The 24,551-nt window shown below is 63.0% G+C and carries 32 protein-coding genes and 1 pseudogene; 31 read left to right on the forward strand and 2 right to left on the reverse strand.

Annotated elements, in window-relative coordinates; translation table 11 throughout:
• Window positions 1-39: 39 nt before the first annotated feature.
• From fusA to ACZLHH_RS04225, 30 genes are all read left to right on the forward strand, one after another.
• Entirely contained in the window at window positions 40-2,181 is a 2,142-nt protein-coding gene (gene fusA, locus ACZLHH_RS04080; protein ID WP_049422946.1) for an elongation factor G, read from the forward strand.
• Window positions 2,182-2,233: 52 nt separating this feature from the next.
• The gene (gene tuf / locus ACZLHH_RS04085; protein ID WP_049416993.1) at window positions 2,234-3,424 is read left to right on the forward strand and encodes an elongation factor Tu; all 1,191 of its coding nucleotides are present in this window, start codon (window positions 2,234-2,236) and stop codon (window positions 3,422-3,424) included.
• A gap of 332 nt (window positions 3,425-3,756) precedes the next feature.
• Window positions 3,757-4,068, forward strand: a complete 312-nt coding sequence (gene rpsJ, locus ACZLHH_RS04090) for a 30S ribosomal protein S10 (protein WP_005408208.1) — start codon at window positions 3,757-3,759, stop codon at window positions 4,066-4,068.
• Between the two features lie 11 nt (window positions 4,069-4,079).
• Complete coding sequence (gene rplC / locus ACZLHH_RS04095; protein WP_004145336.1) at window positions 4,080-4,730, forward strand: 50S ribosomal protein L3; 651 nt, start codon at window positions 4,080-4,082, stop codon at window positions 4,728-4,730.
• Between the two features lie 12 nt (window positions 4,731-4,742).
• Entirely contained in the window at window positions 4,743-5,348 is a 606-nt protein-coding gene (rplD, locus tag ACZLHH_RS04100; RefSeq protein WP_004145337.1) for a 50S ribosomal protein L4, read from the forward strand.
• Window positions 5,345-5,644: a 50S ribosomal protein L23 gene (gene rplW, locus ACZLHH_RS04105; protein WP_004145338.1), complete on the forward strand. Its 300-nt coding sequence runs from the start codon at window positions 5,345-5,347 to the stop codon at window positions 5,642-5,644. Before rplD ends, rplW begins: the two co-directional genes overlap by 4 nt.
• A 10-nt stretch (window positions 5,645-5,654) precedes the next feature.
• Entirely contained in the window at window positions 5,655-6,482 is an 828-nt protein-coding gene (gene rplB, locus ACZLHH_RS04110) for a 50S ribosomal protein L2 (protein WP_004145339.1), read from the forward strand.
• A 6-nt stretch (window positions 6,483-6,488) separates the two neighbouring features.
• Window positions 6,489-6,758, forward strand: coding sequence for a 30S ribosomal protein S19 (gene rpsS, locus ACZLHH_RS04115; protein ID WP_004154485.1), 270 nt, complete (start codon window positions 6,489-6,491; stop codon window positions 6,756-6,758).
• A gap of 12 nt (window positions 6,759-6,770) precedes the next feature.
• Window positions 6,771-7,106 (forward strand): 50S ribosomal protein L22, encoded by a 336-nt coding sequence (gene rplV, locus ACZLHH_RS04120; RefSeq protein WP_004145348.1) that lies wholly within the window; start codon window positions 6,771-6,773, stop codon window positions 7,104-7,106.
• Between the two features lie 18 nt (window positions 7,107-7,124).
• Complete coding sequence (gene rpsC, locus ACZLHH_RS04125) at window positions 7,125-7,859, forward strand: 30S ribosomal protein S3 (RefSeq protein WP_004145350.1); 735 nt, start codon at window positions 7,125-7,127, stop codon at window positions 7,857-7,859.
• A gap of 5 nt (window positions 7,860-7,864) precedes the next feature.
• The gene (gene rplP / locus ACZLHH_RS04130; RefSeq protein ID WP_004154486.1) at window positions 7,865-8,278 is read left to right on the forward strand and encodes a 50S ribosomal protein L16; all 414 of its coding nucleotides are present in this window, start codon (window positions 7,865-7,867) and stop codon (window positions 8,276-8,278) included.
• A complete protein-coding gene (gene rpmC / locus ACZLHH_RS04135) occupies window positions 8,278-8,463 on the forward strand; it encodes a 50S ribosomal protein L29 (protein WP_004154487.1) in 186 nt (61 codons plus the stop codon). The genes rplP and rpmC overlap by 1 nt, the downstream gene beginning before the upstream one ends.
• Window positions 8,464-8,474: 11 nt before the next feature.
• Complete coding sequence (rpsQ, locus tag ACZLHH_RS04140; RefSeq protein ID WP_004154489.1) at window positions 8,475-8,744, forward strand: 30S ribosomal protein S17; 270 nt, start codon at window positions 8,475-8,477, stop codon at window positions 8,742-8,744.
• A gap of 11 nt (window positions 8,745-8,755) precedes the next feature.
• The gene (rplN, locus tag ACZLHH_RS04145) at window positions 8,756-9,124 is read left to right on the forward strand and encodes a 50S ribosomal protein L14 (RefSeq protein WP_004145357.1); all 369 of its coding nucleotides are present in this window, start codon (window positions 8,756-8,758) and stop codon (window positions 9,122-9,124) included.
• A gap of 16 nt (window positions 9,125-9,140) precedes the next feature.
• On the forward strand, window positions 9,141-9,458 hold the full coding sequence (gene rplX / locus ACZLHH_RS04150) for a 50S ribosomal protein L24 (RefSeq protein WP_004154490.1): 318 nt from the start codon (window positions 9,141-9,143) through the stop codon (window positions 9,456-9,458).
• A gap of 11 nt (window positions 9,459-9,469) precedes the next feature.
• The gene (gene rplE / locus ACZLHH_RS04155) at window positions 9,470-10,012 is read left to right on the forward strand and encodes a 50S ribosomal protein L5 (RefSeq protein ID WP_004154491.1); all 543 of its coding nucleotides are present in this window, start codon (window positions 9,470-9,472) and stop codon (window positions 10,010-10,012) included.
• A gap of 18 nt (window positions 10,013-10,030) precedes the next feature.
• On the forward strand, window positions 10,031-10,336 hold the full coding sequence (gene rpsN / locus ACZLHH_RS04160) for a 30S ribosomal protein S14 (RefSeq protein WP_005408209.1): 306 nt from the start codon (window positions 10,031-10,033) through the stop codon (window positions 10,334-10,336).
• Between the two features lie 259 nt (window positions 10,337-10,595).
• Complete coding sequence (gene rpsH / locus ACZLHH_RS04165) at window positions 10,596-10,994, forward strand: 30S ribosomal protein S8 (RefSeq protein WP_005408210.1); 399 nt, start codon at window positions 10,596-10,598, stop codon at window positions 10,992-10,994.
• A gap of 18 nt (window positions 10,995-11,012) precedes the next feature.
• Window positions 11,013-11,537 (forward strand): 50S ribosomal protein L6, encoded by a 525-nt coding sequence (gene rplF, locus ACZLHH_RS04170; RefSeq protein WP_005408211.1) that lies wholly within the window; start codon window positions 11,013-11,015, stop codon window positions 11,535-11,537.
• An 80-nt stretch (window positions 11,538-11,617) separates the two neighbouring features.
• The gene (rplR, locus tag ACZLHH_RS04175) at window positions 11,618-11,977 is read left to right on the forward strand and encodes a 50S ribosomal protein L18 (RefSeq protein WP_024957318.1); all 360 of its coding nucleotides are present in this window, start codon (window positions 11,618-11,620) and stop codon (window positions 11,975-11,977) included.
• 161 nt (window positions 11,978-12,138) lie between these two features.
• Complete coding sequence (rpsE, locus tag ACZLHH_RS04180) at window positions 12,139-12,681, forward strand: 30S ribosomal protein S5 (RefSeq protein ID WP_005408213.1); 543 nt, start codon at window positions 12,139-12,141, stop codon at window positions 12,679-12,681.
• Complete coding sequence (rpmD, locus tag ACZLHH_RS04185; RefSeq protein WP_005408214.1) at window positions 12,674-12,865, forward strand: 50S ribosomal protein L30; 192 nt, start codon at window positions 12,674-12,676, stop codon at window positions 12,863-12,865. The genes rpsE and rpmD overlap by 8 nt, the downstream gene beginning before the upstream one ends.
• Before the next feature lie 6 nt (window positions 12,866-12,871).
• Window positions 12,872-13,315 (forward strand): 50S ribosomal protein L15, encoded by a 444-nt coding sequence (rplO, locus tag ACZLHH_RS04190; protein ID WP_004154498.1) that lies wholly within the window; start codon window positions 12,872-12,874, stop codon window positions 13,313-13,315.
• Window positions 13,316-13,322: 7 nt separating this feature from the next.
• Window positions 13,323-14,690 carry a preprotein translocase subunit SecY gene (secY, locus tag ACZLHH_RS04195; protein ID WP_005408215.1) on the forward strand — a complete coding sequence of 456 codons (1,368 nt, stop codon included), beginning with the start codon at window positions 13,323-13,325 and terminating at the stop codon, window positions 14,688-14,690.
• Between the two features lie 347 nt (window positions 14,691-15,037).
• Window positions 15,038-15,394: a 30S ribosomal protein S13 gene (gene rpsM / locus ACZLHH_RS04200; protein WP_004154500.1), complete on the forward strand. Its 357-nt coding sequence runs from the start codon at window positions 15,038-15,040 to the stop codon at window positions 15,392-15,394.
• Window positions 15,395-15,405: 11 nt separating this feature from the next.
• Window positions 15,406-15,795: a 30S ribosomal protein S11 gene (rpsK, locus tag ACZLHH_RS04205; RefSeq protein ID WP_004145443.1), complete on the forward strand. Its 390-nt coding sequence runs from the start codon at window positions 15,406-15,408 to the stop codon at window positions 15,793-15,795.
• Between the two features lie 15 nt (window positions 15,796-15,810).
• Complete coding sequence (gene rpsD / locus ACZLHH_RS04210) at window positions 15,811-16,440, forward strand: 30S ribosomal protein S4 (RefSeq protein WP_004145446.1); 630 nt, start codon at window positions 15,811-15,813, stop codon at window positions 16,438-16,440.
• A gap of 55 nt (window positions 16,441-16,495) precedes the next feature.
• Window positions 16,496-17,494 (forward strand): DNA-directed RNA polymerase subunit alpha, encoded by a 999-nt coding sequence (locus ACZLHH_RS04215; protein WP_010483975.1) that lies wholly within the window; start codon window positions 16,496-16,498, stop codon window positions 17,492-17,494.
• A 191-nt stretch (window positions 17,495-17,685) separates the two neighbouring features.
• On the forward strand, window positions 17,686-18,069 hold the full coding sequence (gene rplQ, locus ACZLHH_RS04220; protein WP_005408217.1) for a 50S ribosomal protein L17: 384 nt from the start codon (window positions 17,686-17,688) through the stop codon (window positions 18,067-18,069).
• A gap of 186 nt (window positions 18,070-18,255) precedes the next feature.
• Window positions 18,256-18,762 carry a disulfide bond formation protein B gene (locus tag ACZLHH_RS04225; RefSeq protein ID WP_049463317.1) on the forward strand — a complete coding sequence of 169 codons (507 nt, stop codon included), beginning with the start codon at window positions 18,256-18,258 and terminating at the stop codon, window positions 18,760-18,762.
• 95 nt (window positions 18,763-18,857) lie between these two features.
• Here ACZLHH_RS04225 and ACZLHH_RS04230 read toward each other — a convergent pair whose 3' ends face one another.
• On the reverse strand, window positions 18,858-20,984 hold the full coding sequence (locus ACZLHH_RS04230) for a TonB-dependent receptor (protein ID WP_049463316.1): 2,127 nt from the start codon (window positions 20,982-20,984) through the stop codon (window positions 18,858-18,860).
• Window positions 20,985-21,205: 221 nt separating this feature from the next.
• On the opposite strand from ACZLHH_RS04230, the gene ACZLHH_RS04235 reads away from it, so the two are divergent.
• Window positions 21,206-22,597: a class II 3-deoxy-7-phosphoheptulonate synthase gene (locus tag ACZLHH_RS04235; protein ID WP_049421673.1), complete on the forward strand. Its 1,392-nt coding sequence runs from the start codon at window positions 21,206-21,208 to the stop codon at window positions 22,595-22,597.
• A gap of 442 nt (window positions 22,598-23,039) precedes the next feature.
• Here ACZLHH_RS04235 and ACZLHH_RS04240 read toward each other — a convergent pair.
• A pseudogene (locus ACZLHH_RS04240) lies at window positions 23,040-24,392 on the reverse strand (IS3-like element ISStma2 family transposase).
• Between the last annotated feature and the right edge of the window lie 159 nt (window positions 24,393-24,551).

The raw sequence follows: 24,551 nt of genomic DNA on the forward strand, positions 1-24,551 counted from the left end.
GTTCGGCCATCCGAAATCCAAGAAATCTGAGAGGCTCCCGTGGCCCGTTCCACTCCCATCGAGCGTTACCGTAACTTCGGCATCATGGCTCACATCGATGCCGGCAAGACCACCACGTCCGAGCGCATCCTGTTCTACACCGGCAAGAGCCACAAGATCGGTGAAGTGCATGACGGCGCCGCCACCATGGACTGGATGGAGCAGGAGCAGGAGCGTGGCATCACGATCCAGTCCGCTGCCACCACCGCGTTCTGGAAGGGCATGGACAAGTCCCTGCCGGAGCACCGCTTCAACATCATCGACACCCCCGGGCACGTCGACTTCACCATCGAAGTGGAGCGCTCGCTGCGCGTGCTCGACGGTGCCGTCTTCGTCCTGTGCGCCGTCGGTGGCGTGCAGCCGCAGTCGGAAACCGTGTGGCGCCAGGCCAACAAGTACCACGTGCCGCGCATCGCGTTCGTCAACAAGATGGACCGTACCGGTGCCAACTTCCAGAAGGTCGTCGGCCAGCTGAAGGCCAAGCTGGGCGCGGTTGCCGTGCCGATGCAGCTGCCGATCGGCGCTGAAGACAACTTCAAGGGCGTCGTCGACCTGCTGAAGATGAAGGCCATCCACTGGGATGAAGCTTCGCAGGGCATGAAGTTCGAATACGGCGACATCCCGGCCGAACTGCAGGGCCCGGCTGAAGAGGCTCGCCAGTTCATGGTCGAGACCGCTGCCGAAGCCAGCGAAGAGCTGATGGAAAAGTACCTGGGCGGCGAAGAGCTGGCCGAGGCTGAAATCATCAATGCCCTGCGTACCCGCACCCTGGCCACCGAGATCGTGCCGATGTACTGCGGCTCGGCCTTCAAGAACAAGGGCGTGCAGGCCATGCTGGATGGCGTGATCCAGCTGCTGCCGTCGCCGGTCGACGTGCCGGACGTGAAGGGCGTGGACGTTGACGACGACACCGTCGAAATGACCCGCAAGTCGGACGACAAGGCTCCGTTCTCGTCGCTGGCCTTCAAGATCATCACCGACCCGTTCGTCGGCGCGCTGACCTTCTTCCGTGTCTACTCGGGCACCCTGAACGGTGGCGACACCGTGCTGAACTCGGTGAAGGGCAAGAAGGAGCGCATCGGCCGCATCCTGCAGATGCACTCGAACAACCGCGAGGAAATCAAGGAAGTTCTGGCCGGTGACATCGCCGCTGCCGTGGGCCTGAAGGACACCACCACCGGTGACACCCTGTGCGCCGTGGACGCCCCGATCATCCTGGAGCGCATGACGTTCCCGGAGCCGGTGATCTCGATGGCCGTCGAGCCGAAGACCAAGTCGGACCAGGAAAAGATGGGCCTGGCCCTGGGCCGTCTGGCACAGGAAGATCCGTCGTTCCGCGTCAAGACCGACGAAGAATCCGGCCAGACCATCATCTCGGGCATGGGCGAGCTGCACCTGGACATCATCGTTGACCGCCTGAAGCGCGAGTTCAACGTTGAAGCCAACGTTGGCGCGCCGCAGGTGGCCTACCGCGAAACCATCACCCTGGCTGACGTCAAGTCGGACTACAAGCACGCCAAGCAGTCCGGTGGTAAGGGTCAGTACGGTCACGTCGTGATCGAACTGTCGCCGATCACTGCTGCCGACCGTGCCGATCCGAAGATCGCTCCGATGATCAAGGACGACTTCCTGTTCATCAACGACATCACCGGCGGCGTGATCCCGAAGGAATTCATCCCGTCGGTCGAGAAGGGCCTGCGCGAAACCATCACCAGCGGCCCGCTGGCTGGCTTCCCGGTCGTGGACGTCAAGGTGAAGCTGGTGTTCGGTTCGTATCACGACGTCGACTCCTCGGAAATGGCGTTCAAGCTGGCTTCGTCGATGGCCTTCAAGCAGGGCTTCGCCAAGGCCAAGCCGGTGCTGCTGGAGCCGATCATGAAGGTCGAGATCGTGACCCCGGAGGATTACCAGGGTGACGTGATGGGCGACGTCAGCCGTCGTCGCGGCGTGCTGCAGGGTTCCGACACCACCGGTGACGGTTCGGCCAGCATCATCAACGCGATGATCCCGCTGGGTGAAATGTTCGGCTACGCCACTGCACTGCGTTCGCAGACCCAGGGCCGCGCCACCTTCACCATGGAATTCGATCACTACGAGCCGGCTCCGACCAACATCGCCGAAGCCGTCATGAAGAAGGGCTGAGCCTCGCTCAGCCTCTCTTGAAACCACTTACGAACAATCAAGGTATAGAACAATGGCAAAGGGTAAGTTCGAACGCACCAAGCCGCACGTCAACGTCGGCACCATCGGTCACGTCGACCACGGCAAGACCACGCTGACCGCCGCACTGACCAAGATCGGTGCCGAGCGCTTCGGTGGCGAGTTCAAGGACTACTCCTCGATCGACGCCGCGCCGGAAGAAAAGGCGCGTGGCATCACGATCTCGACCGCGCACGTCGAATACGAATCCCCGATCCGTCACTACGCCCACGTTGACTGCCCGGGCCACGCTGACTACGTCAAGAACATGATCACCGGTGCCGCCCAGATGGACGGCGCGATCCTGGTGTGCTCGGCCGCTGACGGCCCGATGCCGCAGACCCGTGAGCACATCCTGCTGTCGCGCCAGGTCGGCGTGCCGTACATCGTCGTGTTCCTGAACAAGGCCGACATGGTGGACGACGCCGAGCTGCTCGAGCTGGTCGAGATGGAAGTGCGCGAGCTGCTGAGCAAGTACGAGTTCCCGGGCGACGACACCCCGATCATCGCCGGTTCGGCCCGTCTGGCGCTGGAAGGCGACCAGAGCGACATCGGCGTGCCGGCCATCCTGAAGCTGGTCGACGCGCTGGACAGCTGGATTCCGGAGCCGGAGCGTGCGATCGACAAGCCGTTCCTGATGCCGGTGGAAGACGTGTTCTCGATCTCGGGCCGCGGCACCGTGGTGACCGGTCGTATCGAGCGCGGCGTGATCAAGGTTGGCGACGAAATCGAAATCGTCGGCATCCGTCCGGTGCAGAAGACCACCGTGACCGGCGTTGAAATGTTCCGCAAGCTGCTGGACCAGGGTCAGGCAGGCGACAACGCTGGCCTGCTGCTGCGCGGCACCAAGCGTGACGACGTCGAGCGTGGCCAGGTGCTGGCCAAGCCGGGCACGATCAAGCCGCACACCAAGTTCGAAGGCGAAGTGTACGTCCTGTCGAAGGACGAGGGCGGCCGCCACACCCCGTTCTTCAACGGCTACCGTCCGCAGTTCTACTTCCGCACCACCGACATCACCGGCGCCGCCAAGCTGCCGGAAGGCGTCGAAATGGTGATGCCGGGTGACAACGTCAAGATGGAAGTCACCCTGATCAACCCGGTGGCCATGGACGAAGGTCTGCGCTTCGCCATCCGCGAAGGCGGCCGTACCGTCGGCGCCGGCGTGGTCTCGAAGATCATCGAGTAATCTGGTAGTATCAGCGCCCCGATGTTGCCTGGGTAGGGCATCGGGGCGTATCAAATGGGAAAGCAGGCACAGGATGTGCCTTGTGTTCCCCGGACCAGGAAGGGTCAATGCCATTCAGGCGGCGTCAACAGGCGACTGTTGACAGCTGCCTTGCGTGCCATTATGCTTCTACGTCTGGGCAGGCCGGGTAACTGGTCTGCCTACGTTTTTGAGGTCGATGGATTGACCTTGGCGGCCTGCAGGACTGCGGGCTGTCCGTATTCAGGAATTTCATGGGACAAAGCAACCCAGAGGCTTTGTCTGTCGCTCTTTTAACGAAGGAACCTACCGCCATGGCGGACCAAAAGATCCGGATCCGGCTGAAAGCGTTCGATCATCGTCTGATCGACCGTTCGGCCAGCGAGATCGTTGAAACGGCAAAGCGGACCGGCGCGCAAGTGCGTGGCCCGATCCCGCTGCCGACCAAGATCGAGCGTTACACCGTTCTCGTTTCCCCGCACGTCGACAAGGACGCGCGTGACCAGTACGAGACCCGCACGCACAAGCGCGTGCTCGATATCGTTGACCCGAATGACAAGACCGTGGACGCGCTGATGAAGCTCGAACTGGCTGCCGGCGTCGACGTTCAGATCAAGCTGACCTGAGGACTACGACCATGACGAAGAAGTATTCGTTGGGCTTCGTGGGCCGCAAGGCTGGCATGAGCCGCGTGTTCACTGAAGATGGCCGCTCCATCCCGGTGACCCTGATCGAAGCAACCCCGAACCGCATCGCGCAGATCAAGACCGTCGAAACCGACGGCTACAGCGCCGTGCAGGTGACCGTCGGCGCGCGTCGCGCTGCCCTGGTCAACAAGCCGGAAGCCGGCCACTTCGCCAAGGCGAAGGTGGAAGCGGGTCGTGGCCTGTGGGAATTCCGCGTTGAAGACGCGCAGCTCGGCGATTTCGCCGTTGGCGGCGAAGTCAAGGCGGACATCTTCGAAGTCGGCCAGATCGTCGACGTCCAGGGTGTCACCAAGGGTAAGGGCTTCCAGGGCACCATCAAGCGCCACAACTTCCGTATGGGCGATGCAACCCACGGTAACTCGCTGTCGCATCGCGCGCCGGGTTCGCTGGGTCAGCGCCAGACCCCGGGTCGCGTTTTCCCGGGCAAGAAGATGTCGGGCCACATGGGCGCGGTGCAGCAGAGCACCCAGAACCTGGAAGTGGTCAAGGTCGACGTCGAGCGCGGTCTGATCGCCGTTCGCGGCGCCGTTCCGGGCGCGGCGGGTGGCGACGTGATCGTCCGTCCGGCGAGCAAGGCATAAGGAGAGATGACGATGGAACTCGTTATCACGGGTAGCAACAACAAGGTCTCGGTCTCCGACGCCGTGTTCGGTCGCGATTTCAGCGAAGATCTGGTCCACCAGGTCGTCGTTGCCTACCGCAACGCCGGTCGCGCCGGCACCAAGGCACAGAAGACTCGCTCCGAAGTGGCTGGTACCACCAAGAAGTCGAAGAAGCAGAAGGGCGGCGGCGCGCGTCATGGCGCACTGACGGCTCCGATCTTCGTCGGCGGCGGTGTCACCTTCGCGGCCAAGCCGCGCAGCTTCGAGCAGAAGGTCAATCGCAAGCAGTACCGTGCCGCCATGTGCGCGATCCTGTCCGAGCTGAACCGTCAGGGCCGTCTGACCATCGTGGAGTCCTTCGACGTCGAAGTGACCAACACGAAGGGTCTGATCGCCAAGCTGGCCGGCCTGGAAGTGGGCAAGCGCCCGCTGATCGTCACCGAAGAAGCGTCCGAGCACCTGTACCTGTCCGCCCGCAATCTGCCGTACGTGCAGGTGCGTGACGTCCAGGGTCTGGATCCGGTCTCGCTGGTGGGTGCCGACACGGTCGTCATCACCGCTGACGCGGTCAAGAAGGTCGAGGAGTGGCTGGCATGAACAGCAACGAAAAAATCTTCAGCGTGCTGCGTGCCCCGCGTGTCTCCGAAAAGACCGCGCGCCTGCAGGAACTCTCCAACCAGTATGTCTTCGAAGTTTCGAACGAAGCCACCAAGGCCGATGTAAAGGCCGCGGTTGAGCAGCTGTTCGACGTCAAGGTCGAAGCCGTCAACGTGGTCAACGTCAAGGGCAAGAACAAGTCCTTCCGTAACCGTGCTGGCCGCCGCGGCGATTGGCGCAAGGCGTACGTTCGCCTGGCCGATGGCCAGTCGATCGATGTAACGGCCAAGGCCTGAGGTACATCCCATGCCATTGATGAAATTCAAGCCCACTTCCCCCGGCCGCCGTTCGGCCGTGCGCGTGGTCACTCCCGACCTGCACAAGGGTGCTCCGCACGCTGCGCTGGTCGAGTCGCAGAGCCGCTCGGGTGGTCGTAACCACCATGGCCGCATCACCGTGCGTCACGTCGGTGGTGGTGCCAAGCAGCACTACCGCATCATCGACTTCAAGCGCAACAAGCTGGGCATCCCGGCGCGCGTGGAACGCATCGAATACGATCCGAACCGCACCGCGCACATCGCTCTGCTGTGCTACGTCGACGGTGAGCGTCGCTACATCATCGCCCCGAAGGGCCTGAAGGCTGGTGATCAGGTGATCGCTGGTTCGGATGCCCCGATCAAGGCTGGCAACACCCTGCCGCTGCGCAACATTCCGGTCGGCACCACCATCCACTGCATCGAACTGAAGCCGGGCAAGGGCGCTCAGATCGCTCGCGCCGCTGGTGCGGCCGTGCAGCTGGTGGCTCGCGAAGGCATCTACGCCACCCTGCGCCTGCGCTCGGGTGAAATGCGTAAGGTTCCGGTCGAGTGCTGCGCCACCATCGGCGAAGTCGGCAACGACGAGCACAGCCTGGAAAAGCTGGGCAAGGCCGGTGCCAAGCGTTGGCGCGGCGTCCGCCCGACCGTTCGTGGTGCTGCCATGAACCCGGTTGACCACCCGCACGGTGGTGGTGAGGCGAAGGCCGGCCAGGGTAACCCGCATCCGGTCACCCCGTGGGGTGTCCCGACCAAGGGTTACAAGACGCGCCATAACAAGCGCACTCAGCAGTTCATCGTCCGCGATCGTAGGGGCTAATCGACCATGGCACGTTCACTCAAGAAGGGCCCGTTCGTCGATCACCACCTCGTCAAGAAGGTGGAGGCCGCTGCGGGCAGCAAGAAGCCGATCAAGACCTGGTCGCGCCGTTCGATGATCCTGCCTGACATGGTAGGCGTCACCATTGCCGTGCATAACGGCAAGAACCACATCCCGGTTCTCGTCAACGAGAACATGGTCGGCCACAAGCTCGGCGAATTTGCCATCACCCGGACCTTCAAGGGTCACGGTGGTGACAAGAAGTCGGGCAAGTAAGGAGAGATGACAATGGAAGCGAAAGCCATCCTGCGCACTGCGCGCATCTCCCCGCAGAAGGCTCGTCTGGTCGCTGACCAGGTGCGCGGTCTGCCGGCCGAGCGTGCGGTCAACCTGCTGAAGTTCTCGGACAAGAAGGCTGCCCACCTGATCAAGAAGGTGGTGGAGTCGGCAATTGCCAACGCCGAGAACAACCAGGGCGCCGACGTCGACGAGCTGAAGGTTCAGACCATCATGGTTGATGAAGGTCCGACCCTGAAGCGTTTCATGGCGCGGGCGAAAGGCCGCGGTACCCGCATCCTCAAGCGCACCAGCCACATCACTGTGGTTGTGGGCGCCGCCAAGTAAGCGGATAAGGAAAAGACCATGGGTCATAAAGTTCATCCGATTGGTATCCGCCTCGGCATTTCCAAGGACTGGAACTCCAAGTGGTACGCCAACAAGGCCGAGTTCGCTGGTTACCTGGCAGCCGACCTGAAAGTGCGCGAAATGCTGCGCAAGAAGCTGGCTCAGGCCGGCATCAGCAAGATCCTGATCGAGCGTCCGGCCAAGACCGCTCGCGTGACGATCCACACCGCCCGTCCGGGCGTGGTGATCGGCAAGCGCGGTGAGGACATCGAGAAGCTGCGCAAGGAAGTGAGCGAGATGATGGGCGTCCCGGCGCACATCAACGTCACCGAAGTGCGCAAGCCGGAACTGGACGCGCAGCTCGTTGCCGAGTCGATCGCCCAGCAGCTGGAGCGTCGCATCATGTTCCGCCGTGCAATGAAGCGCTCGGTCGGCAACGCGATGCGCCTGGGTGCCCTGGGCATCAAGGTCAACGTCGGTGGCCGCCTCAACGGTGCAGAAATCGCCCGTTCGGAGTGGTACCGCGAAGGCCGCGTGCCGCTGCACACCCTGCGTGCCGACATCGACTATGGCTTCGCTGAAGCCAAGACGACCTACGGCATCATCGGCATCAAGGTCTGGATCTACAAGGGCGAGGTCTTCGATTTCTCCCAGGTTGGCCAGGAAAAGCAGGACGACACCCCGTCGCGCAACGATCGTCACGATCGCGGCGACCGTGGTGACCGTCAGCGCCCGGCCCGTGAAGCGAGGTAACGACAATGTTGCAACCCAAGCGAACCAAGTACCGCAAGGTACACAAGGGCCGTAACGATGGCCTGAGCTGGAGCGCCAACGCTGTCAGCTTCGGCGAATACGGCCTGAAGGCAACCGCACACGGTCAGCTGACCGCGCGTCAGATCGAAGCGGCCCGCCGCTCGATCAGCCGCTACGTCAAGCGCGGCGGCAAGATGTGGATCCGCGTGTTCCCCGACAAGCCCATCACCAAGAAGCCCATCGAAGTCCGAATGGGTTCTGGTAAGGGCAACGTGGAATACTGGGTGGCCCAGATCCAGCCCGGCCGCATGATCTATGAAATCGAGGGTGTTTCCGAGGAAGTGGCTCGCGAGGCGTTCCGCCTGGCCGCCGCCAAGCTCTCGGTCACCACCACTTTCGTGACCCGTACGGTGCGCTGATGGATATCAAAACTCTCCGTGAAAAGTCGGCTGACGAACTCAAGGCCCACCTGATCGACCTGCGTAAGGAACAGTTCTCTGTCCGTATGCAGCAGGTCACCGGCCAGCTGCCGAAGACCCACGACATTCGCCGGGTCCGCCGCGAGATTGCTCGCGTCAAGACCCTGCTCGGCAGCACGAAGTAAGGATGGCCGCTATGAGCGACAATACTGAAAAGAAGACGCTGCGCACGGTCGAAGGCCGTGTCGTCAGCAACAAGATGGACAAGACGGTTACCGTCCTGGTTGAGCGTCAGGTCAAGCACGCGCTGTACGGCAAGTACATCAAGCGCTCGACGAAGCTGCACGCCCACGATGCCGACAACGCCTGCAAGGAAGGCGATGTCGTCCGCGTGACCGAGATTGCTCCGATGTCCAAGACCAAGAACTGGCGCGTGGTGGAAGTCATCACGCGCGCGGCTGAATAAGGAGCTGAATCATGATCCAGATGCAGAGCTACCTTGACGTCGCGGACAATTCGGGTGCCAAGCAGGTGATGTGCTTCAAGGTGCTGGGTGGTTCCAAGCGCCGTTACGCCGGCATCGGCGACATCATCAAGGTCACCGTGAAGGATGCGATTCCGCGCGGCAAGGTCAAGAAGGGTGAAGTGTATGACGCCGTCGTGGTGCGTACCCGCAAGGGTGTGCGTCGCGCCGACGGCTCGCTGATCCGCTTCGACGGCAACGCTGCCGTTCTGCTGAACAGCAAGCAGGAGCCGATCGGTACCCGTATCTTCGGGCCGGTGACCCGTGAACTTCGTTCGGAGAAGTTCATGAAGATCGTCTCGCTCGCTCCCGAAGTGCTGTGAGCGACAGGAGATAATCATGGCTAACCGTATCAAGAAGGGCGACCAGGTTGTCGTCAACGCTGGCAAGGACAAGGGCAAGCAGGGCGAAGTCGTCCGCGTCGACGGCGACCGTGTGGTCGTCGCCAACGTGAACATCGTCAAGCGCCACACCAAGCCGAACCCGCAGGCAGGTGTTGCCGGCGGCGTGGTCGAGCGCGAAGCTTCGATCCATATCTCCAACGTGAATGTTCTGAACCCGGCTTCGGGCAAGGGCGAACGCGTTGGCTTCAAGGTGCTGGAGGATGGACGCAAACTGCGTGTGTTCCGCTCCAGCGGTGAGGCGCTCGACGCCTGAGGAATGAGAAGATGAGTTCCCGTCTCGAAAAGTTCTACAAGGACGAAGTGGTGCCGGCGCTGATGAAGCAGTTCGGCTACACCAATCCGATGGAAGTGCCGAAGCTGGTCAAGGTCACCCTGAACATGGGTGTCGGCGAAGCGGCCACCAACAAGAAGATCCTGGAAAACGCCGTCGGCGACATGACCAAGATTTCCGGCCAGAAGCCGGTTGTCACCAAGTCGCGTGTGTCGGTTGCGTCGTTCAAGATCCGCGATGGTTGGCCGATCGGCTGCAAGACCACGCTGCGTCGCCACAAGATGTACGAGTTCCTGGATCGCCTGATCAACATCTCGCTGCCGCGCGTGCGCGACTTCCGTGGTGTTTCCGGTCGTTCCTTCGACGGCCGCGGCAACTTCAACATGGGTGTGAAGGAGCAGATCATCTTCCCGGAAATCGACTTCGACGCTGTCGACGCGATCCGCGGTATGGATATCGCCATCACCACCACTGCGAAGACCGACGCGGAAGCGAAGGCGCTGCTGGCAGCGTTCAAGTTCCCGTTCCGTAACTGATCTGTCGAGGAAACCGAAATGGCAAAGACCTCCATGGTCAACCGCGACATCAAGCGGGAAAAGCTGGCAAAGAAGTACGCTGAAAAGCGTGCAGCTCTGAAGAAGATCGTGTCCTCCGTGGACGCGACCTACGAAGAGAAGATCGACGCCGCAACCAAGCTGGCCAAGCTGCCGCGCGATTCGTCGCCGAGCCGCCAGCGCAACCGTTGCGAGCTGTCGGGTCGTCCGCGTGGCGTCTACAGCAAGTTCGGCCTGGGCCGTAACAAGCTGCGTGAAGCCACCATGCGTGGCGACGTCCCGGGTCTGCGCAAGGCCAGCTGGTAATCCCAGCCGGCCCTGCGATCAGGCGCCCCTTCGGGGGTGCCTGAACCGGGCAGGGGAGGCATTCAGCTTTCCCGACGCAAAAAAAACCGAAGAGCCCGGCGCAAGCCGGGCTCTTTTGGCGTATACTCCCGCGTCTTGCCCTGTGCAGACGGGGTTGTAGGAGTGGGCTTTCGGCCCGCTGCAACAAGGGACCTGGCCCGTTTCCAGGAGACAACAGATTTTCGCGAAAGCGGATATCGGTGCACTCAAAGGTACTCATATGAGCATGACTGATCCCATCGCCGACCTGCTGGTCCGCATCAAGAATGCGGCCGCGGTTGGCAAGCAGACGGTGAAAGCCCCGTCGTCCAAGATCAAGGTTGCGATTGCCCAGGTCCTGAAGGACGAGGGTTACATCACCGACCTGCGCGTGACCCAGCTGGAAAACAACAAGTCCGAGCTGGAAATCGTGCTGAAGTATTTCGAAGGCAAGCCGGTCATCGCGACCCTGAAGCGCTTCTCGCGTTCGGGCCTGCGCCAGTACCGCGGCAAGAGCGAACTGCCGAAGGTCATGAACGGCCTGGGTATCTCCATCATTTCCACCTCCAAGGGCATCATGACTGATGCGCAGGCGCGCCAGCTGGGCGTCGGCGGCGAAGTCCTGTGCTTCGTGGCCTAAGGCGAAAGGAGTAGAACTATGTCCCGCGTAGCCAAGAAGCCGATCGACCTGGGTAAGGTTGAACTGAACGTCCAGTCGGACAGCGTCACCGCCAAGGGCCCGAAGGGCACCCTGTCGCTGGCCAAGCCGGCCGGTATTGCCATCAACGTCGACAACGGCGTTGCCACCCTGAGCACCGAGAACGCCGACCTGGTCGCACTGACCGGTACCGTGCGTGCGATCCTGTCCAACATGGTCAAGGGCGTGTCCGAAGGCTTCGAGCGCAAGCTGGAGCTGGTCGGCGTGGGTTACCGCGCTGCCATGCAGGGCAAGGACCTGAGCCTGTCGCTGGGCTTCTCGCATCCGGTCGTGTTCGTGGCGCCGGAAGGCATCACCCTGTCGACCCCGACCCAGACCGAGATCCTGGTCCAGGGCGCTGACAAGCAGGTCGTCGGTGAAGTTGCCGCCAAGATCCGTGCGTTCCGCAAGCCGGAGCCGTACAAGGGCAAGGGCGTGAAGTACTCCGACGAAGTCATCATCCGTAAGGAAGCCAAGAAGGCGTAAGTGCGAGTCCCTCGCAAGAGCCCGCACATCCTTGTGCGGACTCCTCAGGGAAAAGCCCAACCTTCAGCTTTCAAGGAATAATCAAAATGAACAAGAACATCGCCCGCCTGCGTCGCGCCAAGTCGACCCGCGCCCACATCCGTGAGCTCGGCGTCGCCCGCCTGTCGGTGCTGCGCACCGGCCAGCACCTGTACGCCCAGGTCTTCACCGCCGACGGTTCCAAGGTGCTGGCTGCTGCCAACACCACCCAGACCGACGTCATGGAAGGCCTGAAGAACGGCAAGAACGCCGACGCCGCCGCCAAGGTCGGCCGTATCGTCGCTGAGCGCGCCAAGGCCGCCGGCGTCGAGAAGGTTGCCTTCGATCGTTCGGGCTACCGCTACCACGGCCGCATCAAGGCCCTGGCAGAAGCCGCCCGCGAAGCCGGCCTGCAGTTCTAAGGGACAAGGGCAGGGGGCCATTGGCCTCCTGCCTGCCTGCTCGCCAGCCTGAGTGAGGCTGGACGGCGCCGCTCTTCTGCAGCGGCCCACCGGAACGCCGCGTCACGCCACAACCATAAGCGGCTTCGAGCCGTACATACCCAAACAACCAAGGAATCAACATGGCAGAAGAGCGTCAGCAGCGGGGTCGCGATCGCGACCGTAACCGCGAAGAGAAGATCGACGACGGCATGATCGAAAAGCTGGTCGCGGTCAACCGCGTCAGCAAGACCGTCAAGGGTGGCCGCCAGTTCACCTTCACCGCCCTGACCGTTGTCGGCGACGGCGAAGGCAAGGTCGGTTTCGGTTATGGCAAGGCCCGCGAAGTGCCGGTCGCCATCCAGAAGTCGATGGAACAGGCCCGCAAGAACCTGGTCAGTGTTGACCTGAACAACGGCACCCTGTGGCACACCATCAAGGATGGTCACGGCGCAGCCCGCGTGTTCATGCAGCCGGCTTCGGAAGGTACCGGCGTCATCGCCGGCGGTGCCATGCGCGCCGTGCTGGAAGCGGTTGGCGTGAAGAACGTGCTGGCCAAGGCCACCGGTTCGCGCAACCCGATCAATCTGGTGCGTGCCACCGTGAAGGGCCTGTCTGCTGCGCAGTCGCCGGCCCGCATCGCGGCCAAGCGCGGCAAGAAGGTGGAGGAACTCAACCATGGCTAATGAGTCCAACAAGACTGTCAAGGTCCGCCTGGTGCGTGGCCTGCGTGGCACCCAGTCGCGTCACCGCCTGTCGGTGCGTGCCCTGGGCCTGAACAAGCTCAACGATGTGCGTGAACTGAAGGACAGCCCGCAGGTGCGCGGCCTGATCAACAAGGTTCAGTACCTCGTCCAGGTTGAGGAGTAATCGACCATGACTCTGCGTCTCAATGAACTGAGCCCGGCACCGGGCGCCCGCACCGAGCGTACCCGCGTCGGTCGCGGTATCGGCTCGGGCCTGGGCAAGACTGCCGGCCGCGGCCACAAGGGTTCGTTCGCCCGCAAGGGTGGCGGCAAGATCAAGGCTGGCTTCGAAGGCGGCCAGACCCCCATGCAGCGTCGTCTGCCGAAGATCGGCTTCCGTTCGCCGATCGCCAAGGACACCGCTGAAGTGCTGCTGTACGCGCTGGACAAGCTGCCGGCCGGTGAGATCGACTTCGCCGCCCTGCGTGCTGCCAAGCTGGTCCCGAGCACTGCAAAGAAGGCCAAGGTCGTCGTCAAGGGCGAAGTGACCAAGGCGTTCACCCTGAAGGGTATCGCTGCCACGGCGGGTGCCAAGGCTGCGATCGAAGCTGCCGGCGGCAGCGTAACGGAGTAAGAAAATCATGGCGCAAGCTGGCATCGGTAACCTCGCGGGCGGAATGGGCAAGTTCACTGAACTTCGCCAACGTTTGCTGTTCGTCGTCGGGGCTTTGATCGTCTATCGCATCGGCTGCTACGTGCCGGTGCCAGGCGTCAATCCCGATGCCATGCTTGCCATGATGCAACAGCAGGGCGGCGGCATCGTGGACATGTTCAACATGTTCTCGGGCGGCGCCCTGCACCGTTTCAGCATCTTCGCGCTGAACGTGATGCCGTACATTTCGGCATCGATCGTGATGCAGCTGGCCGTGCACATCTTCCCCGCCCTGAAGGCGATGCAGAAGGAAGGTGAGTCCGGCCGCCGCAAGATCACCCAGTATTCGCGCATCGGCGCCGTGCTGCTGGCAGTGGTGCAGGGCGGCTCGATCGCACTGGCCCTGCAGGGCCAGGTCTCGCCGTCGGGCGCTCCGGTCGTGTACGCGCCGGGCATGGGCTTCGTGCTCACCGCCGTGGTCGCGCTGACCGCCGGCACCATGTTCCTGATGTGGGTCGGTGAGCAGGTCACCGAACGCGGCATCGGCAACGGCGTGTCGCTGATCATCTTCGCCGGTATCGTCGCTGGCCTGCCGGGTGCGATCATCCACACCTTCGACGCCTACCGCGACGGCAACATCCAGTTCATCCAGCTGCTGCTGATCGCCATCGTCGTGCTCGCCTTCACCTTCTTCGTGGTGTTCGTCGAGCGTGGCCAGCGCCGGATCACGGTCAACTACGCGCGCCGCCAGGGCGGTCGTAACGCGTACATGAACCAGACCTCGTTCCTGCCGCTGAAGCTCAACATGGCCGGCGTCATCCCGGCGATCTTCGCCTCGAGCCTGCTGGCGTTCCCGGCCACCCTGGCCATGTGGTCCGGCCAGGCTGCCAACCAGAGCAGCTTCGGCCAGGTCCTGCAGAAGGTGGCCAATGCTCTCGGCCCGGGCGAGCCGCTGCACATGATCGTGTTCGCTGCGCTGATCACCGGTTTCGCGTTCTTCTATACCGCGCTGGTGTTCAACTCGCAGGAAACCGCCGACAACCTGAAGAAGTCGGGCGCGCTGATTCCGGGCATCCGTCCGGGCAAGGCCACCGCCGATTACATCGATGGCGTGCTGACCCGCCTGACCGCAGCCGGCTCGGCCTACCTGGTGATCGTCTGCCTGCTGCCGGAACTGATGCGCACGCAGCTGAACGCCTCGTTCTACTTCGGTGGTACTTCGCTGCTGATCGTGGTGGTGGTGGTGATGGACTTCATCGCCCAGGTGCAGGCGCACCTGATGTCCCACCAGTACGAGAGCCTGCTGAAGAAGGCCAACCTGAAGGGCGGCAACCGCGGCGGTTTTGCCCGCGGCTGATTGGCCTGTTATACTTTCGTCTTCCTGACGTGATGGTCCCTCCGCTTCGCGGACTCCGGCCACACAAACGAAGGGCGGTCCCCGCAGCGGTTCCGGGTGGGGGTGTGATGAGGTGGTCCCGCGCTGGAGTAGCGCGGGCGGCCCCGGGGGAAACCCCAGGTCCAACCCCATCCGGCGCCGGAGCCTGGGCACACTCCCCAGGCCGGGTTCATGAAACCAATGGTTTCACGGGCTTCCATGTAAACCGGAACCTTGTTAGTATCGCTAGTTCACTTTTTTGATCCATCCTGCCGGATTGGCGTGCCCGAGGCGCGCTGTCGGCCATCACTCAGCTGGAGAACCGCGTCATGGCGCGTATTGCAGGCGTCAACCTGCCAGCCCAGAAGCATGTCTGGGTCGGGTTGCAAAGCATTTACGGCATCGGCCGTACCCGTTCGAAGAAGGTCTGCGAAGTCGCAGGCGTTGCTTCGACCACCAAGATCCGCGATCTGTCGGAGCCGGAAATCGAGCGCCTGCGCGCCGAAGTCGGCAAGTACATCGTGGAAGGCGATCTGCGCCGTGAGATCGGCATCGCGATCAAGCGCCTGATGGACCTGGGCTGCTACCGCGGCCTGCGTCACCGTCGTGGCCTCCCGCTGCGTGGCCAGCGCACCCGTACCAACGCCCGCACCCGCAAGGGTCCGCGCAAGGCGATCAAGAAGTAAGGGACTGAGAAATGGCTAAGCCCGCTGCTAAGACCAAGAAGAAGATCAAGCGCGTCGTCACCGACGGCGTTGCCCACGTCCACGCTTCGTTCAACAACACCATCGTCACCATCACCGACCGCCAGGGCAACGCTCTGTCGTGGGCGACCTCCGGTGGCGCTGGCTTCCGCGGTTCGCGCAAGTCGACCCCGTTCGCTGCCCAGGTGGCCGCTGAAAAGGCCGGTCGTGCTGCGCTGGACTACGGCGTGAAGTCGCTGGAAGTCCGCATCAAGGGCCCGGGTCCGGGCCGTGAGTCGGCCGTGCGTTCGTTGAACAACGTCGGCTACAAGATCACCAACATCATCGACGTGACGCCTATCCCGCACAACGGGTGCCGTCCGCCGAAGAAGCGTCGCGTCTAAAGGGAGCGATAAGAAATGGCTCGTTATATCGGTCCTACCTGTAAGCTCGCCCGTCGCGAAGGCGCCGACCTGTCCCTGAAGAGCCCGGCGCGTGCGCTGGACTCGAAGTGCAAGCTGGAGCAGAAGCCCGGCCAGCACGGCGCCACTGCCCGCAAGGGCAAGCTGTCCGACTACGCCACCCAGCTGCGTGAAAAGCAGAAGGTCAAGCGTATCTACGGCCTGCTGGAGCGTCAGTTCCGCAACTACTACAAGAAGGCCTCGACCAAGAAGGGCAACACCGGCGAGAACCTGCTGCAGCTGCTGGAAACCCGCCTGGACAACGTCGTCTACCGCATGGGCTTCGCCGTGACCCGTCCGGCTGCCCGTCAGCTGGTGTCGCACCGCGGCGTCACCGTGAATGGCAAGTCGGTCAACCTGGCTTCGTACCAGGTCAAGGCTGGCGACGCCATCGCTCTGTCTGAAAAGGCTGCCAAGCAGCTGCGCGTCCAGGAAGCCCTGACCGTCGCCGCCCAGCATGACCTGAGCCCGTCGTGGGTTGAAGTGGATTCCGGCAAGTTCACCGGCATCTTCAAGGCTGTTCCGGATCGTTCGGATCTGCCTGCGGACATCAACGAAGCGCTGATCGTCGAGCTGTATTCGAAGTAATTCACATTGGAGAGCCCCCGGCGACGGCCGGGGGTTCACTAGGAGAACCCGCAACATGACGGTTACCGCCAACCAGGTTCTGCGTCCTCGCGGTCCGCAGATCGAACGCCTTACCGACACCCGTGCAAAGGTCGTTATCGAACCTTTGGAGCGGGGTTACGGGCATACGCTGGGTAATGCCCTGCGTCGCGTGCTGCTGTCGTCCATCCCGGGCTTCGCCATCACGGAAGTCGAAATCGACGGCGTGTTGCATGAGTACACCACGGTCGAAGGTCTGCAGGAGGACGTGCTCGAAGTCCTGCTGAACCTCAAGGACGTGGCCATCCGTATGCACTCCGGCGACAGCGCCACCCTGTCCCTGTCCAAGCAGGGCCCGGGCGTTGTCACCGCTGCCGACATCAAGGTCGACCACAATGTGGAGATCCTGAACGGCGAACACGTGATCTGCCACCTGACCAAGGATACGGCGATCAACATGCGTCTGAAGATCGAACGTGGTTTCGGCTACCAGCCGGCTGCCGCGCGTCGTCGTCCGGACGAAGAAACCCGTGCCATCGGCCGTCTGGTCCTGGATGCCTCGTTCTCGCCGGTCCGCCGCGTCGCCTATGCCGTGGAAGCGGCCCGCGTCGAACAGCGTACCGACCTGGACAAGCTGGTCATCGATATCGAGACCAACGGCACCATCGACGCCGAGGAAGCCGTGCGCACCGCCGCCGACATCCTCAGCGACCAGCTGTCGGTGTTCGGTGACTTCACCCACCGCGACCGCGGTGCAGCCAAGCCGGCCAACAATGGCGTGGATCCGGTGCTGCTGCGCCCGATCGACGATCTGGAGCTGACCGTGCGTTCGGCCAACTGCCTGAAGGCTGAAAGCATCTACTACATCGGCGATCTGATCCAGAAGACCGAAGTGGAGCTGCTGAAGACCCCGAACCTGGGCAAGAAGTCGCTCACCGAGATCAAGGAAGTGCTGGCTCAGCGCGGCCTGTCGCTCGGCATGAAGCTGGAGAACTGGCCGCCGGCCGGTGTCGCCAGCCACGGCATGCTGGGCTGATATCGGTAATGCCTGAAGGCTCCACCGTTCGCGGTGGGGCCTTCAACGCAACACACCATGCCATGACGAACCCCAGGTTCGCGCGGCAGGTCGCCCAGGACGGGTGGCCAGGACCAACCGCAGTCCGCGCAGCAACGCCAGGATGGCGACAACGATCCGCACAGTCTCATCATTAACCAAGGAATATCACCATGCGTCACCAGAAGTCTGGCCGTAAGTTCAGCCGTACCAGCGCCCACCGCGAAGCGATGTTCAAGAACATGGCCGCCTCGCTGTTCAAGCACGAGCTGATCAAGACCACCCTGCCGAAGGCCAAGGAACTGCGCCGCGTTGCCGAGCCGCTGATCACCCTGGCCAAGGTCGACTCCGTCGCCAACCGCCGTCTGGCCTTCGCCCGCCTGCGCGACAACGAAGCCGTGGGCAACCTGTTCACCATCCTGGGCCCGCGCTACGCGAACCGTCCGGGCGGCTACCTGCGTCTGCTGAAGTGCGGCTTCCGCGCTGGCGACAACGCGCCGATGGCCTACGTCGAGCTGGTTGACCGTCCGGTCGTGGCCGAGGAAGTGGCCGAGTAATCGGACCGCTCCAAATGCGACACAGCGAAAGCCCGGCCTCTGCCGGGCTTTTGCGTTTCCGGGGGCGGATCCCTTTCCGCAGGACAGGGCTCTGACCCACACCGTTCCGACAGGCGTCACCTGTGGCGGTTCGAATGGCGCGCACTCTCGGTTACGCTTGGCGCCTGATCCATTCGAGCGTTGACGATGAATCCACTGCGCTGGCCCTTCCGCGCCCAGTTCTTCCTGGGCTTCCTGATCTGCGCGGGCCTGCTTGGCTACGCGATCTTCCTGCAGCTGAAGATGGGCCTGGAGCCGTGTCCGCTGTGCATCTTCCAGCGCCTGGCGTTCGCCGCGCTTGGCCTGCTGTTCCTGATCGGTGCACTGCATGGTCCGTCCAACCGCCCGGGACGCGCGACCTATGGCGTGCTGGCGTTCATTGCCGCCGCAGTGGGTGTCGGCATCGCCGCGCGCCACGTCTACGTGCAGATGCTGCCGCCGGAAATGGGGTCCACCTGTGGCCCGCCGCTGGCCTTCCTGAGCGAGACCATGGGGCCGCTGGAAGTGTTCCGCACGGTGCTGACCGGCACTGGCAACTGCGGCAACATCGACTGGACCTTCCTGGGTCTGACCATGCCGATGTGGTCGGGCGTGTGGTTCGTGCTGCTGGCGCTGTGGGCGCTGGTGGTGCCGCTGCGCAAGGTCAAGCGCTGAGGCAAGGTAGTGCCGGCCGCTGGCCGGCAACCTCGTGAACGACGGCAGCTTTCCCGTAGATGCCGGCCAGCGGCCGGCACTACCACGGTCCGTTCTCAGAAATCCTGCTGCAGGCTCAGGTAGGCGCCGCGGCGCGGTCCCCATTGCGGAGCGAACACGCCGACGCCACCGCCATCGCGCAGCTGGTAGCTGCGGTCCAAAGCGTTGATCACCGCCAGCTGCACGTGCAATGGATGGCCGCTGTCGGCATTGAAATCGTGCCCGGCGCTGAGGTTCACCTGCAGGTACGACGGCAGCTCGCCGCCGTTGGGTACGCCTTCGATGTCCGAACGCAGGCCGCTGCCGAACACGTAGTTTGCACCGATCCGGTTGTGTCCGGCGAAGGCGTAGCTGAGACCACCCGATGATGTCAGCTTCTGGTCGTGGTCGGGGTGGATCCAGTGGTTGGCCACATAGGCCAGCGCCTCGGGATCGAGGTTGTACTGGCTGGTGATGACATCCGTACCGATGGCTTTGTTCAGCGCGGCATTGAAGTAGGCACTGAACGGACCGTTGCTGTAGTCGGCACTGAACTCCAGACCACGGATGTGTCCGCGGCGGTAGTTGAAGGTCGAGTAGATGTAGGCGGCGCCGAACTGGCCTTCGTCCTGCAGGCGGGCGACGCGGCGGTCGTAAGCGTCCAGGCCCAGGGTCAGGTGTTCACCCAGCTGCTGCGAGACGCCGATGTCGTAGTAGTCGCTGCGCTCGGCCAGTGGCGTGTTGTTGCCGCCACTGGGTTGCTGGTTGGTGGTGCCGTCATACAGGGCGATATCGCTGCTGGCGATCAGCTCACTGGCCGGTGGCGTGAAGTAACGCGAGTAGCCGGCGTGCACGGTGGTGCTATCGCTGGCATTCCAGACCACGCCCACGCGCGGGCTGAGCTGGCCCTCGGTGCGGCCGAAGGCCTTGTAGCGGTCACCGCGCAGACCGTAGTTGACGGTCCAGTCGTCGCCGATCTTCCATTCATCCTGCACGTACAACGCCAGCGTGCTGGCATGGAAGGCGCTGTGGTCAGGAATCAGCAGCGGCGTGGTGCTGGACTGCTGGCCGCCGTCATCAACCGGGAACACCCAGCTGTTGCTGCTGGCCCGTGCGTTCTCGTAGTTGCCGTACAAGCCGTAGCGCAGCGTGTGGTCGTTGCCCAGTGGTGTGGAGAAGTCGGCCTGCAGGGTGTTGGCACGGTTGCTGCGCTGCACCTTCGAGGCGACGCCACTGAACACCAGATCGCCGACGACGTCCGGGTTGAACGCTGCATCGCTGTAGCGCTGCCCGGCCGATAGCTGGTACGCGGTGCTGCCCAGCGTGCCCTGCAGTACCAGCATGCCGAAGCGGGTGGTCTCGCGCTGGGTCTCATCCAGCTGGCTGGAATCGAAGGTGGTGGTGTCCAGGTAACCGAACTGCGGCGTCTGCCCTGGATTGACCGGAATCTGGAAACGGTTGTTGGCGAAACCGGCGAACACACTCAGGCGGGTGTTGTCGTTGACCAGGTAGGTCAGGTCGGCGAAGGCCTTGCCCTGGTGGGTATCGTCGTGCAGCGGCTTGCGCGAGTTGGTCGGATTCTCCAGGCCGACTTCGTTCTGGTCGTAGTTGCCGGTCAGGAACCAGCTCCAGCGTCCCTGGTTGCCCCACCAGGAGGCATTCGGGTTCACCTTGCCGAACGAGCCGGTGGTCAGTCCGGCGCTGCCACCGTTGCCCAGCTCGGCGCCATTGCGGGTGGTGATGTCGACCACCGCCGCGGTGCGCTCGCCGAACTGCGCCGGCAACGCGCCGTCCATCAGACGGATGCTCTTGATGGTGCGCGCATCCAGGGTCTGGCCGAAGCCGGAGATCGATTCGGGCAGCAATACGCCGTTGATGCGGTACTGCAGGTTGGCGTGGTCGCCGCGCACGTGCACGCCGCCATAGGAATCCTGGACCACGCCGGGGGCCTGCAGCAGTACCTGGCTGAGTGGTGCGGAGGCACCCAGCGGCTGCTTCTGGATGTCCTCGGCGGTGATCTGGTACTGGCTGCTGCCGATGTCCGGCGACAGCGTGTTGCGGGCCTGGTCGAGCTGGGCGTGGACGGTGACCGCATCCAGATCCTTGACGGACGAAGAGGTGTCGTCGGCTGCCGAGGCGAGGGCGGGCAGGCTGGCCAGGGCCAGGGCGAAGGTGATGCCGGTAGCGAGGGGCGAGGGCTTCATGGTGGGAGAGGTGGCGGCTGGATGTGGAAGGGGCCGGTCCATGACATGGAAGTGTTACTCCATAACAAAGCATGCGCCTGTCCCGGGCGGCTGACCATGCAGGATCTGGCCGCTGGCGTCGGCCTTTCTCTGCCGTTCAGGCGAGCAGGTCGGCCGGACCGGCCCTTTGCGTCAGCGGCCGGCTCTGCGACCATGACCGCCCCCCATCCCGGAAGTCTGCAATGAGCCTGTCCGCCGTTCCGCCCGTGCCCGATCCCGCCGCAGCGGCCACTGGCGCCGCCTGGTCGCCGGAGAGCTGGCGTGGCAAGACCGCGCTGCAGATGCCGACCTACCCGGACCCGGTGGCGCTGGACGCCGCTCTGCACGAACTGAAGCGGCTGCCGCCGCTGGTCACCTCCTGGGAAATCCTGGCGCTGAAGCAGCAGCTGGCCGAGGCGCAGGAAGGCAAGCGCTTCCTGCTGCAGGGCGGCGACTGCGCGGAGAACTTCAGCGACTGCGAATCGGGCACCATTTCCAACCGGTTGAAAGTTCTGCTGCAGATGAGCCTGGTGCTGGTGCATGGCCTGCGCCAGCCGGTGATCCGTGTTGGGCGCTTTGCCGGCCAGTACGCCAAGCCGCGTTCGGCCGATACCGAGACCCGCGACGGCGTGACCCTGCCCAGCTATCGCGGCGATGTGATCAATGCGCCGGCGTTCACCGAGGCGGCGCGCCTGCCGGATCCGAAGCGGATGCTGCAGGCCCACGCACATTCGGCGATGACCATGAACTTCGTGCGTGCGCTGATCGATGGCGGCTTCGCCGACCTGCATCATCCGGAGTACTGGAACCTGGAGTGGGTGCGGCATTCGCCGCTGGCCGCCGAGTACCAGAAGATGGTGGCGTCGATCGGCGATGCGGTGCACTTCATGGAAACCCTGGCCGGGGCCCGCGTGCACAACCTCAACCGCATCGACTTCTACACCTCGCATGAAGCGCTGCTGCTGCCCTACGAGCAGGCGCTGACCCGGCAGGTGCCGCGCCAGCAGGGCTGGTTGAACCTGAGCACGCATTACCCGTGGATTGGCATGCGCACGGCCGCGCTCGATGGCGCGCACGTGGAATACCTGCGTGGCGTGCGCAACCCGATTGCGATCAAGGTGGGCCCGTCGGTGACGCCGGACCAGCTGCTGCGCCTGATCGATGTGCTCAACCCGCATGACGAGCCCGGTCGACTGAGCTTCATCCACCGCATGGGTGCGGCGCAGATTGCCGAGAAGCTGCCGCCGCTGCTGGACGCGGTCAAGCGCGATGGCCGTCGCGTGCTGTGGGTGTGCGACGCGATGCATGGCAATACCGAAAGCACCGCCAATGGCTTCAAGACGCGCCGCTTCGACAACGTGCGTGGCGAAGTGGAGATGTCATTCGATCTGCATGCGGCCGCAGGCACGCGACTGGGCGGTGTGCACCTGGAGCTGACCGGCGAAGACGTGACCGAATGCACCGGTGGCGCGCGCGAACTGACCGAGCGTGACCTCGAGCGTGCATACCGTTCGACCGTGGACCCGCGGTTGAACTACGAGCAGTCGCTGGAGATCGCGATGGCGATCGTGCGCAAGCAGGAGCAAGTGCGGTAAGGGGGCTTCGGCAGGGCTTGCAGCCCTGCACCTGCTGACGCAACGGCAACGGCCGAAGCAACGACAACGGCATGCATTCCGTGGGATGGCGGGGTGGTATCGGAGTGCGGGGGCGCCGCAAGTACGTCCTTGTAGGCTTGGCAGCCGCATCCATGCGGCTGACACCCCGCACTCCGACACCGCCCCGCCTCTGACAGATTCCGGCGGCTGTTGGTAGGTGTCGACCTTGGTCGACACGGTAGATCCACGCCATGCGTGGATGCATTTCGATTCCAATTCGAAATATTCGATTCCGATGGAGATTCATCCACGCATGGCGTGGATCTACTGCAGATCGCAGAGATCTGTCGAAGGCGGGGTGGGTCCGGTTGCGGGAGTGTCCGCGGCATGGATGCCGCGGCCAAGCCCCCATGGTGAAGTGACCCCCGAGACTTGGACGGGGTCAGGCGGCCGATTGGGCCTGCTCCCGGTACTTTACCGGGCTCAGACCTTTCAGTTTCAGTTTGATGCGTTCTTCGTTGTAGTACTGGATGTATTCCACCAGCCCAGCCTCCAGACTCTCGAGGCTGTCAAAGCTGTTCAGGTAGAAGAACTCCGACTTCAGCGTTCCAAAGAAGCTCTCCATCGCCGCATTGTCCAGGCAGTTGCCGCGCCGGGACATGCTTTGCTTCAACGAGTGCTTTTCCAGCATGTGCCGGTAGTTTTCATGCTGGTACTGCCAGCCCTGGTCGGAGTGGATCATGGGGCGCTCATCCGGGGAAAGCTTCTTGATGGCCTCCTCCAGCATTTGACCCACCAGATCAAATACGGGCCGACGCTTGATCTGATAAGCCACGATTTCGCCGTTGTAGAGGTCCATGATCGGCGACAGGTACAGCTTCATACCCTGCACCTTGAACTCGGTCACGTCAGTCACCCACTTCTGGTTGGGCCGCTCTGCATGGAACTGGCGATTGAGGTCATTGCCAACCACAACATTGGCCGCCCCCTTGAAGGCCTGGTAGCGCTTCACACGCACCCGCGATTTCAGCCCCATCTCCCCCATCAGGCGCTGAACCCGCTTGTGATTGGTCCGATGGCCCTGATTGGCTAATTCCAGCGTCACCGTGCGATAGCCATAGCGCCCTTGGCTTTGATCGTAGATTGCACGGATGCGCTCGCACAGGGCTGCCTCATCCTGATCCGGATGGGCCAGGACATGGTTCTGGTAATAGAACGTACTGCGTGACAGCTCAGCTGCTTCGAGCAGAAGCGACAGCGTATGAACCTGCCTCAATCCTTGGACGGCTTGCGCTTTGCGTCCTGCGCCGCCTGCTCTTCCCGGATCAAGGCATCGAGTTTTTTTAGGTAGTCGGTCTCCGCACGCAGATAGGCGACTTCCTTGAGTAGCTCATCGCGGCTCATATCTTCAGGTGGCTTGGACGAACGGGTCTTCTTCATCGGCTTTCGGGGCGGCGGCGGAGGGGGGTGCCAACGCTTGGGCACCGCCTTGAGCATACAGGCGCCGCCATCGCCCCACCGCGCCAGCATCGCCAATTTGAAAGTAGGTGGTGGCCTCGCGCCCGGACAGGCCGTCCTGGCTCATCTTCTCCAGGACAGCCAGCTTGAACGGGAGGTCATAGGACCGGGCCTGGCGATGAAATCCCCGCCAACCATGCAGCCGATAGGTCGCCACCCAGCGCCTGACCATGGAGAACTCCAGGCCGTGGCGACGGGCAATGGCTTTGACCGATGTGGAGGTCTTGCAGGCCTCTTTGGCGACCTGCAGTTTGAAACGCGCGTCGTATTTGTTCATGTATCCCTCGGGGTTGGATCTAGCGTCCAACTCCCGGGGGTCACTTCATGGACGGGTTTACGGCGTCTCCCGCAACCGGACCCACCCCGCCATCCCACGGAATGCCAGCCTCTGCTGTTGCTTGTGCTTCGGCTGTTGCTGTTGCTTCGGCTCGCAGCA

The sequence above is a fragment of the Stenotrophomonas sp. 28608_Sma genome, assembly GCF_056486185.1.

What these genes read in the sequence shown, in the direction of transcription:
- tuf (WP_049416993.1), top strand. Translation starts at nt 2,234, where the DNA reads ATGGCAAAGGGTAAGTTCGAACGCACCAAGCCGCACGTCAACGTCGGC.
- rpsJ (WP_005408208.1), top strand. Translation starts at nt 3,757, where the DNA reads ATGGCGGACCAAAAGATCCGGATCCGGCTGAAAGCGTTCGATCATCGT.
- rplC (WP_004145336.1), top strand. Translation starts at nt 4,080, where the DNA reads ATGACGAAGAAGTATTCGTTGGGCTTCGTGGGCCGCAAGGCTGGCATG.
- rplD (WP_004145337.1), top strand. Translation starts at nt 4,743, where the DNA reads ATGGAACTCGTTATCACGGGTAGCAACAACAAGGTCTCGGTCTCCGAC.
- rplW (WP_004145338.1), top strand. Translation starts at nt 5,345, where the DNA reads ATGAACAGCAACGAAAAAATCTTCAGCGTGCTGCGTGCCCCGCGTGTC.
- rplB (WP_004145339.1), top strand. Translation starts at nt 5,655, where the DNA reads ATGCCATTGATGAAATTCAAGCCCACTTCCCCCGGCCGCCGTTCGGCC.
- rpsS (WP_004154485.1), top strand. Translation starts at nt 6,489, where the DNA reads ATGGCACGTTCACTCAAGAAGGGCCCGTTCGTCGATCACCACCTCGTC.
- rplV (WP_004145348.1), top strand. Translation starts at nt 6,771, where the DNA reads ATGGAAGCGAAAGCCATCCTGCGCACTGCGCGCATCTCCCCGCAGAAG.
- rpsC (WP_004145350.1), top strand. Translation starts at nt 7,125, where the DNA reads ATGGGTCATAAAGTTCATCCGATTGGTATCCGCCTCGGCATTTCCAAG.
- rplP (WP_004154486.1), top strand. Translation starts at nt 7,865, where the DNA reads ATGTTGCAACCCAAGCGAACCAAGTACCGCAAGGTACACAAGGGCCGT.
- rpmC (WP_004154487.1), top strand. Translation starts at nt 8,278, where the DNA reads ATGGATATCAAAACTCTCCGTGAAAAGTCGGCTGACGAACTCAAGGCC.
- rpsQ (WP_004154489.1), top strand. Translation starts at nt 8,475, where the DNA reads ATGAGCGACAATACTGAAAAGAAGACGCTGCGCACGGTCGAAGGCCGT.
- rplN (WP_004145357.1), top strand. Translation starts at nt 8,756, where the DNA reads ATGATCCAGATGCAGAGCTACCTTGACGTCGCGGACAATTCGGGTGCC.
- rplX (WP_004154490.1), top strand. Translation starts at nt 9,141, where the DNA reads ATGGCTAACCGTATCAAGAAGGGCGACCAGGTTGTCGTCAACGCTGGC.
- rplE (WP_004154491.1), top strand. Translation starts at nt 9,470, where the DNA reads ATGAGTTCCCGTCTCGAAAAGTTCTACAAGGACGAAGTGGTGCCGGCG.
- rpsN (WP_005408209.1), top strand. Translation starts at nt 10,031, where the DNA reads ATGGCAAAGACCTCCATGGTCAACCGCGACATCAAGCGGGAAAAGCTG.
- rpsH (WP_005408210.1), top strand. Translation starts at nt 10,596, where the DNA reads ATGAGCATGACTGATCCCATCGCCGACCTGCTGGTCCGCATCAAGAAT.
- rplF (WP_005408211.1), top strand. Translation starts at nt 11,013, where the DNA reads ATGTCCCGCGTAGCCAAGAAGCCGATCGACCTGGGTAAGGTTGAACTG.
- rpsE (WP_005408213.1), top strand. Translation starts at nt 12,139, where the DNA reads ATGGCAGAAGAGCGTCAGCAGCGGGGTCGCGATCGCGACCGTAACCGC.
- rpmD (WP_005408214.1), top strand. Translation starts at nt 12,674, where the DNA reads ATGGCTAATGAGTCCAACAAGACTGTCAAGGTCCGCCTGGTGCGTGGC.
- rplO (WP_004154498.1), top strand. Translation starts at nt 12,872, where the DNA reads ATGACTCTGCGTCTCAATGAACTGAGCCCGGCACCGGGCGCCCGCACC.
- secY (WP_005408215.1), top strand. Translation starts at nt 13,323, where the DNA reads ATGGCGCAAGCTGGCATCGGTAACCTCGCGGGCGGAATGGGCAAGTTC.
- rpsM (WP_004154500.1), top strand. Translation starts at nt 15,038, where the DNA reads ATGGCGCGTATTGCAGGCGTCAACCTGCCAGCCCAGAAGCATGTCTGG.
- rpsK (WP_004145443.1), top strand. Translation starts at nt 15,406, where the DNA reads ATGGCTAAGCCCGCTGCTAAGACCAAGAAGAAGATCAAGCGCGTCGTC.
- rpsD (WP_004145446.1), top strand. Translation starts at nt 15,811, where the DNA reads ATGGCTCGTTATATCGGTCCTACCTGTAAGCTCGCCCGTCGCGAAGGC.
- ACZLHH_RS04215 (WP_010483975.1), top strand. Translation starts at nt 16,496, where the DNA reads ATGACGGTTACCGCCAACCAGGTTCTGCGTCCTCGCGGTCCGCAGATC.
- rplQ (WP_005408217.1), top strand. Translation starts at nt 17,686, where the DNA reads ATGCGTCACCAGAAGTCTGGCCGTAAGTTCAGCCGTACCAGCGCCCAC.
- ACZLHH_RS04225 (WP_049463317.1), top strand. Translation starts at nt 18,256, where the DNA reads ATGAATCCACTGCGCTGGCCCTTCCGCGCCCAGTTCTTCCTGGGCTTC.
- ACZLHH_RS04230 (WP_049463316.1), bottom strand. Translation starts at nt 20,984, where the DNA reads ATGAAGCCCTCGCCCCTCGCTACCGGCATCACCTTCGCCCTGGCCCTG.
- ACZLHH_RS04235 (WP_049421673.1), top strand. Translation starts at nt 21,206, where the DNA reads ATGAGCCTGTCCGCCGTTCCGCCCGTGCCCGATCCCGCCGCAGCGGCC.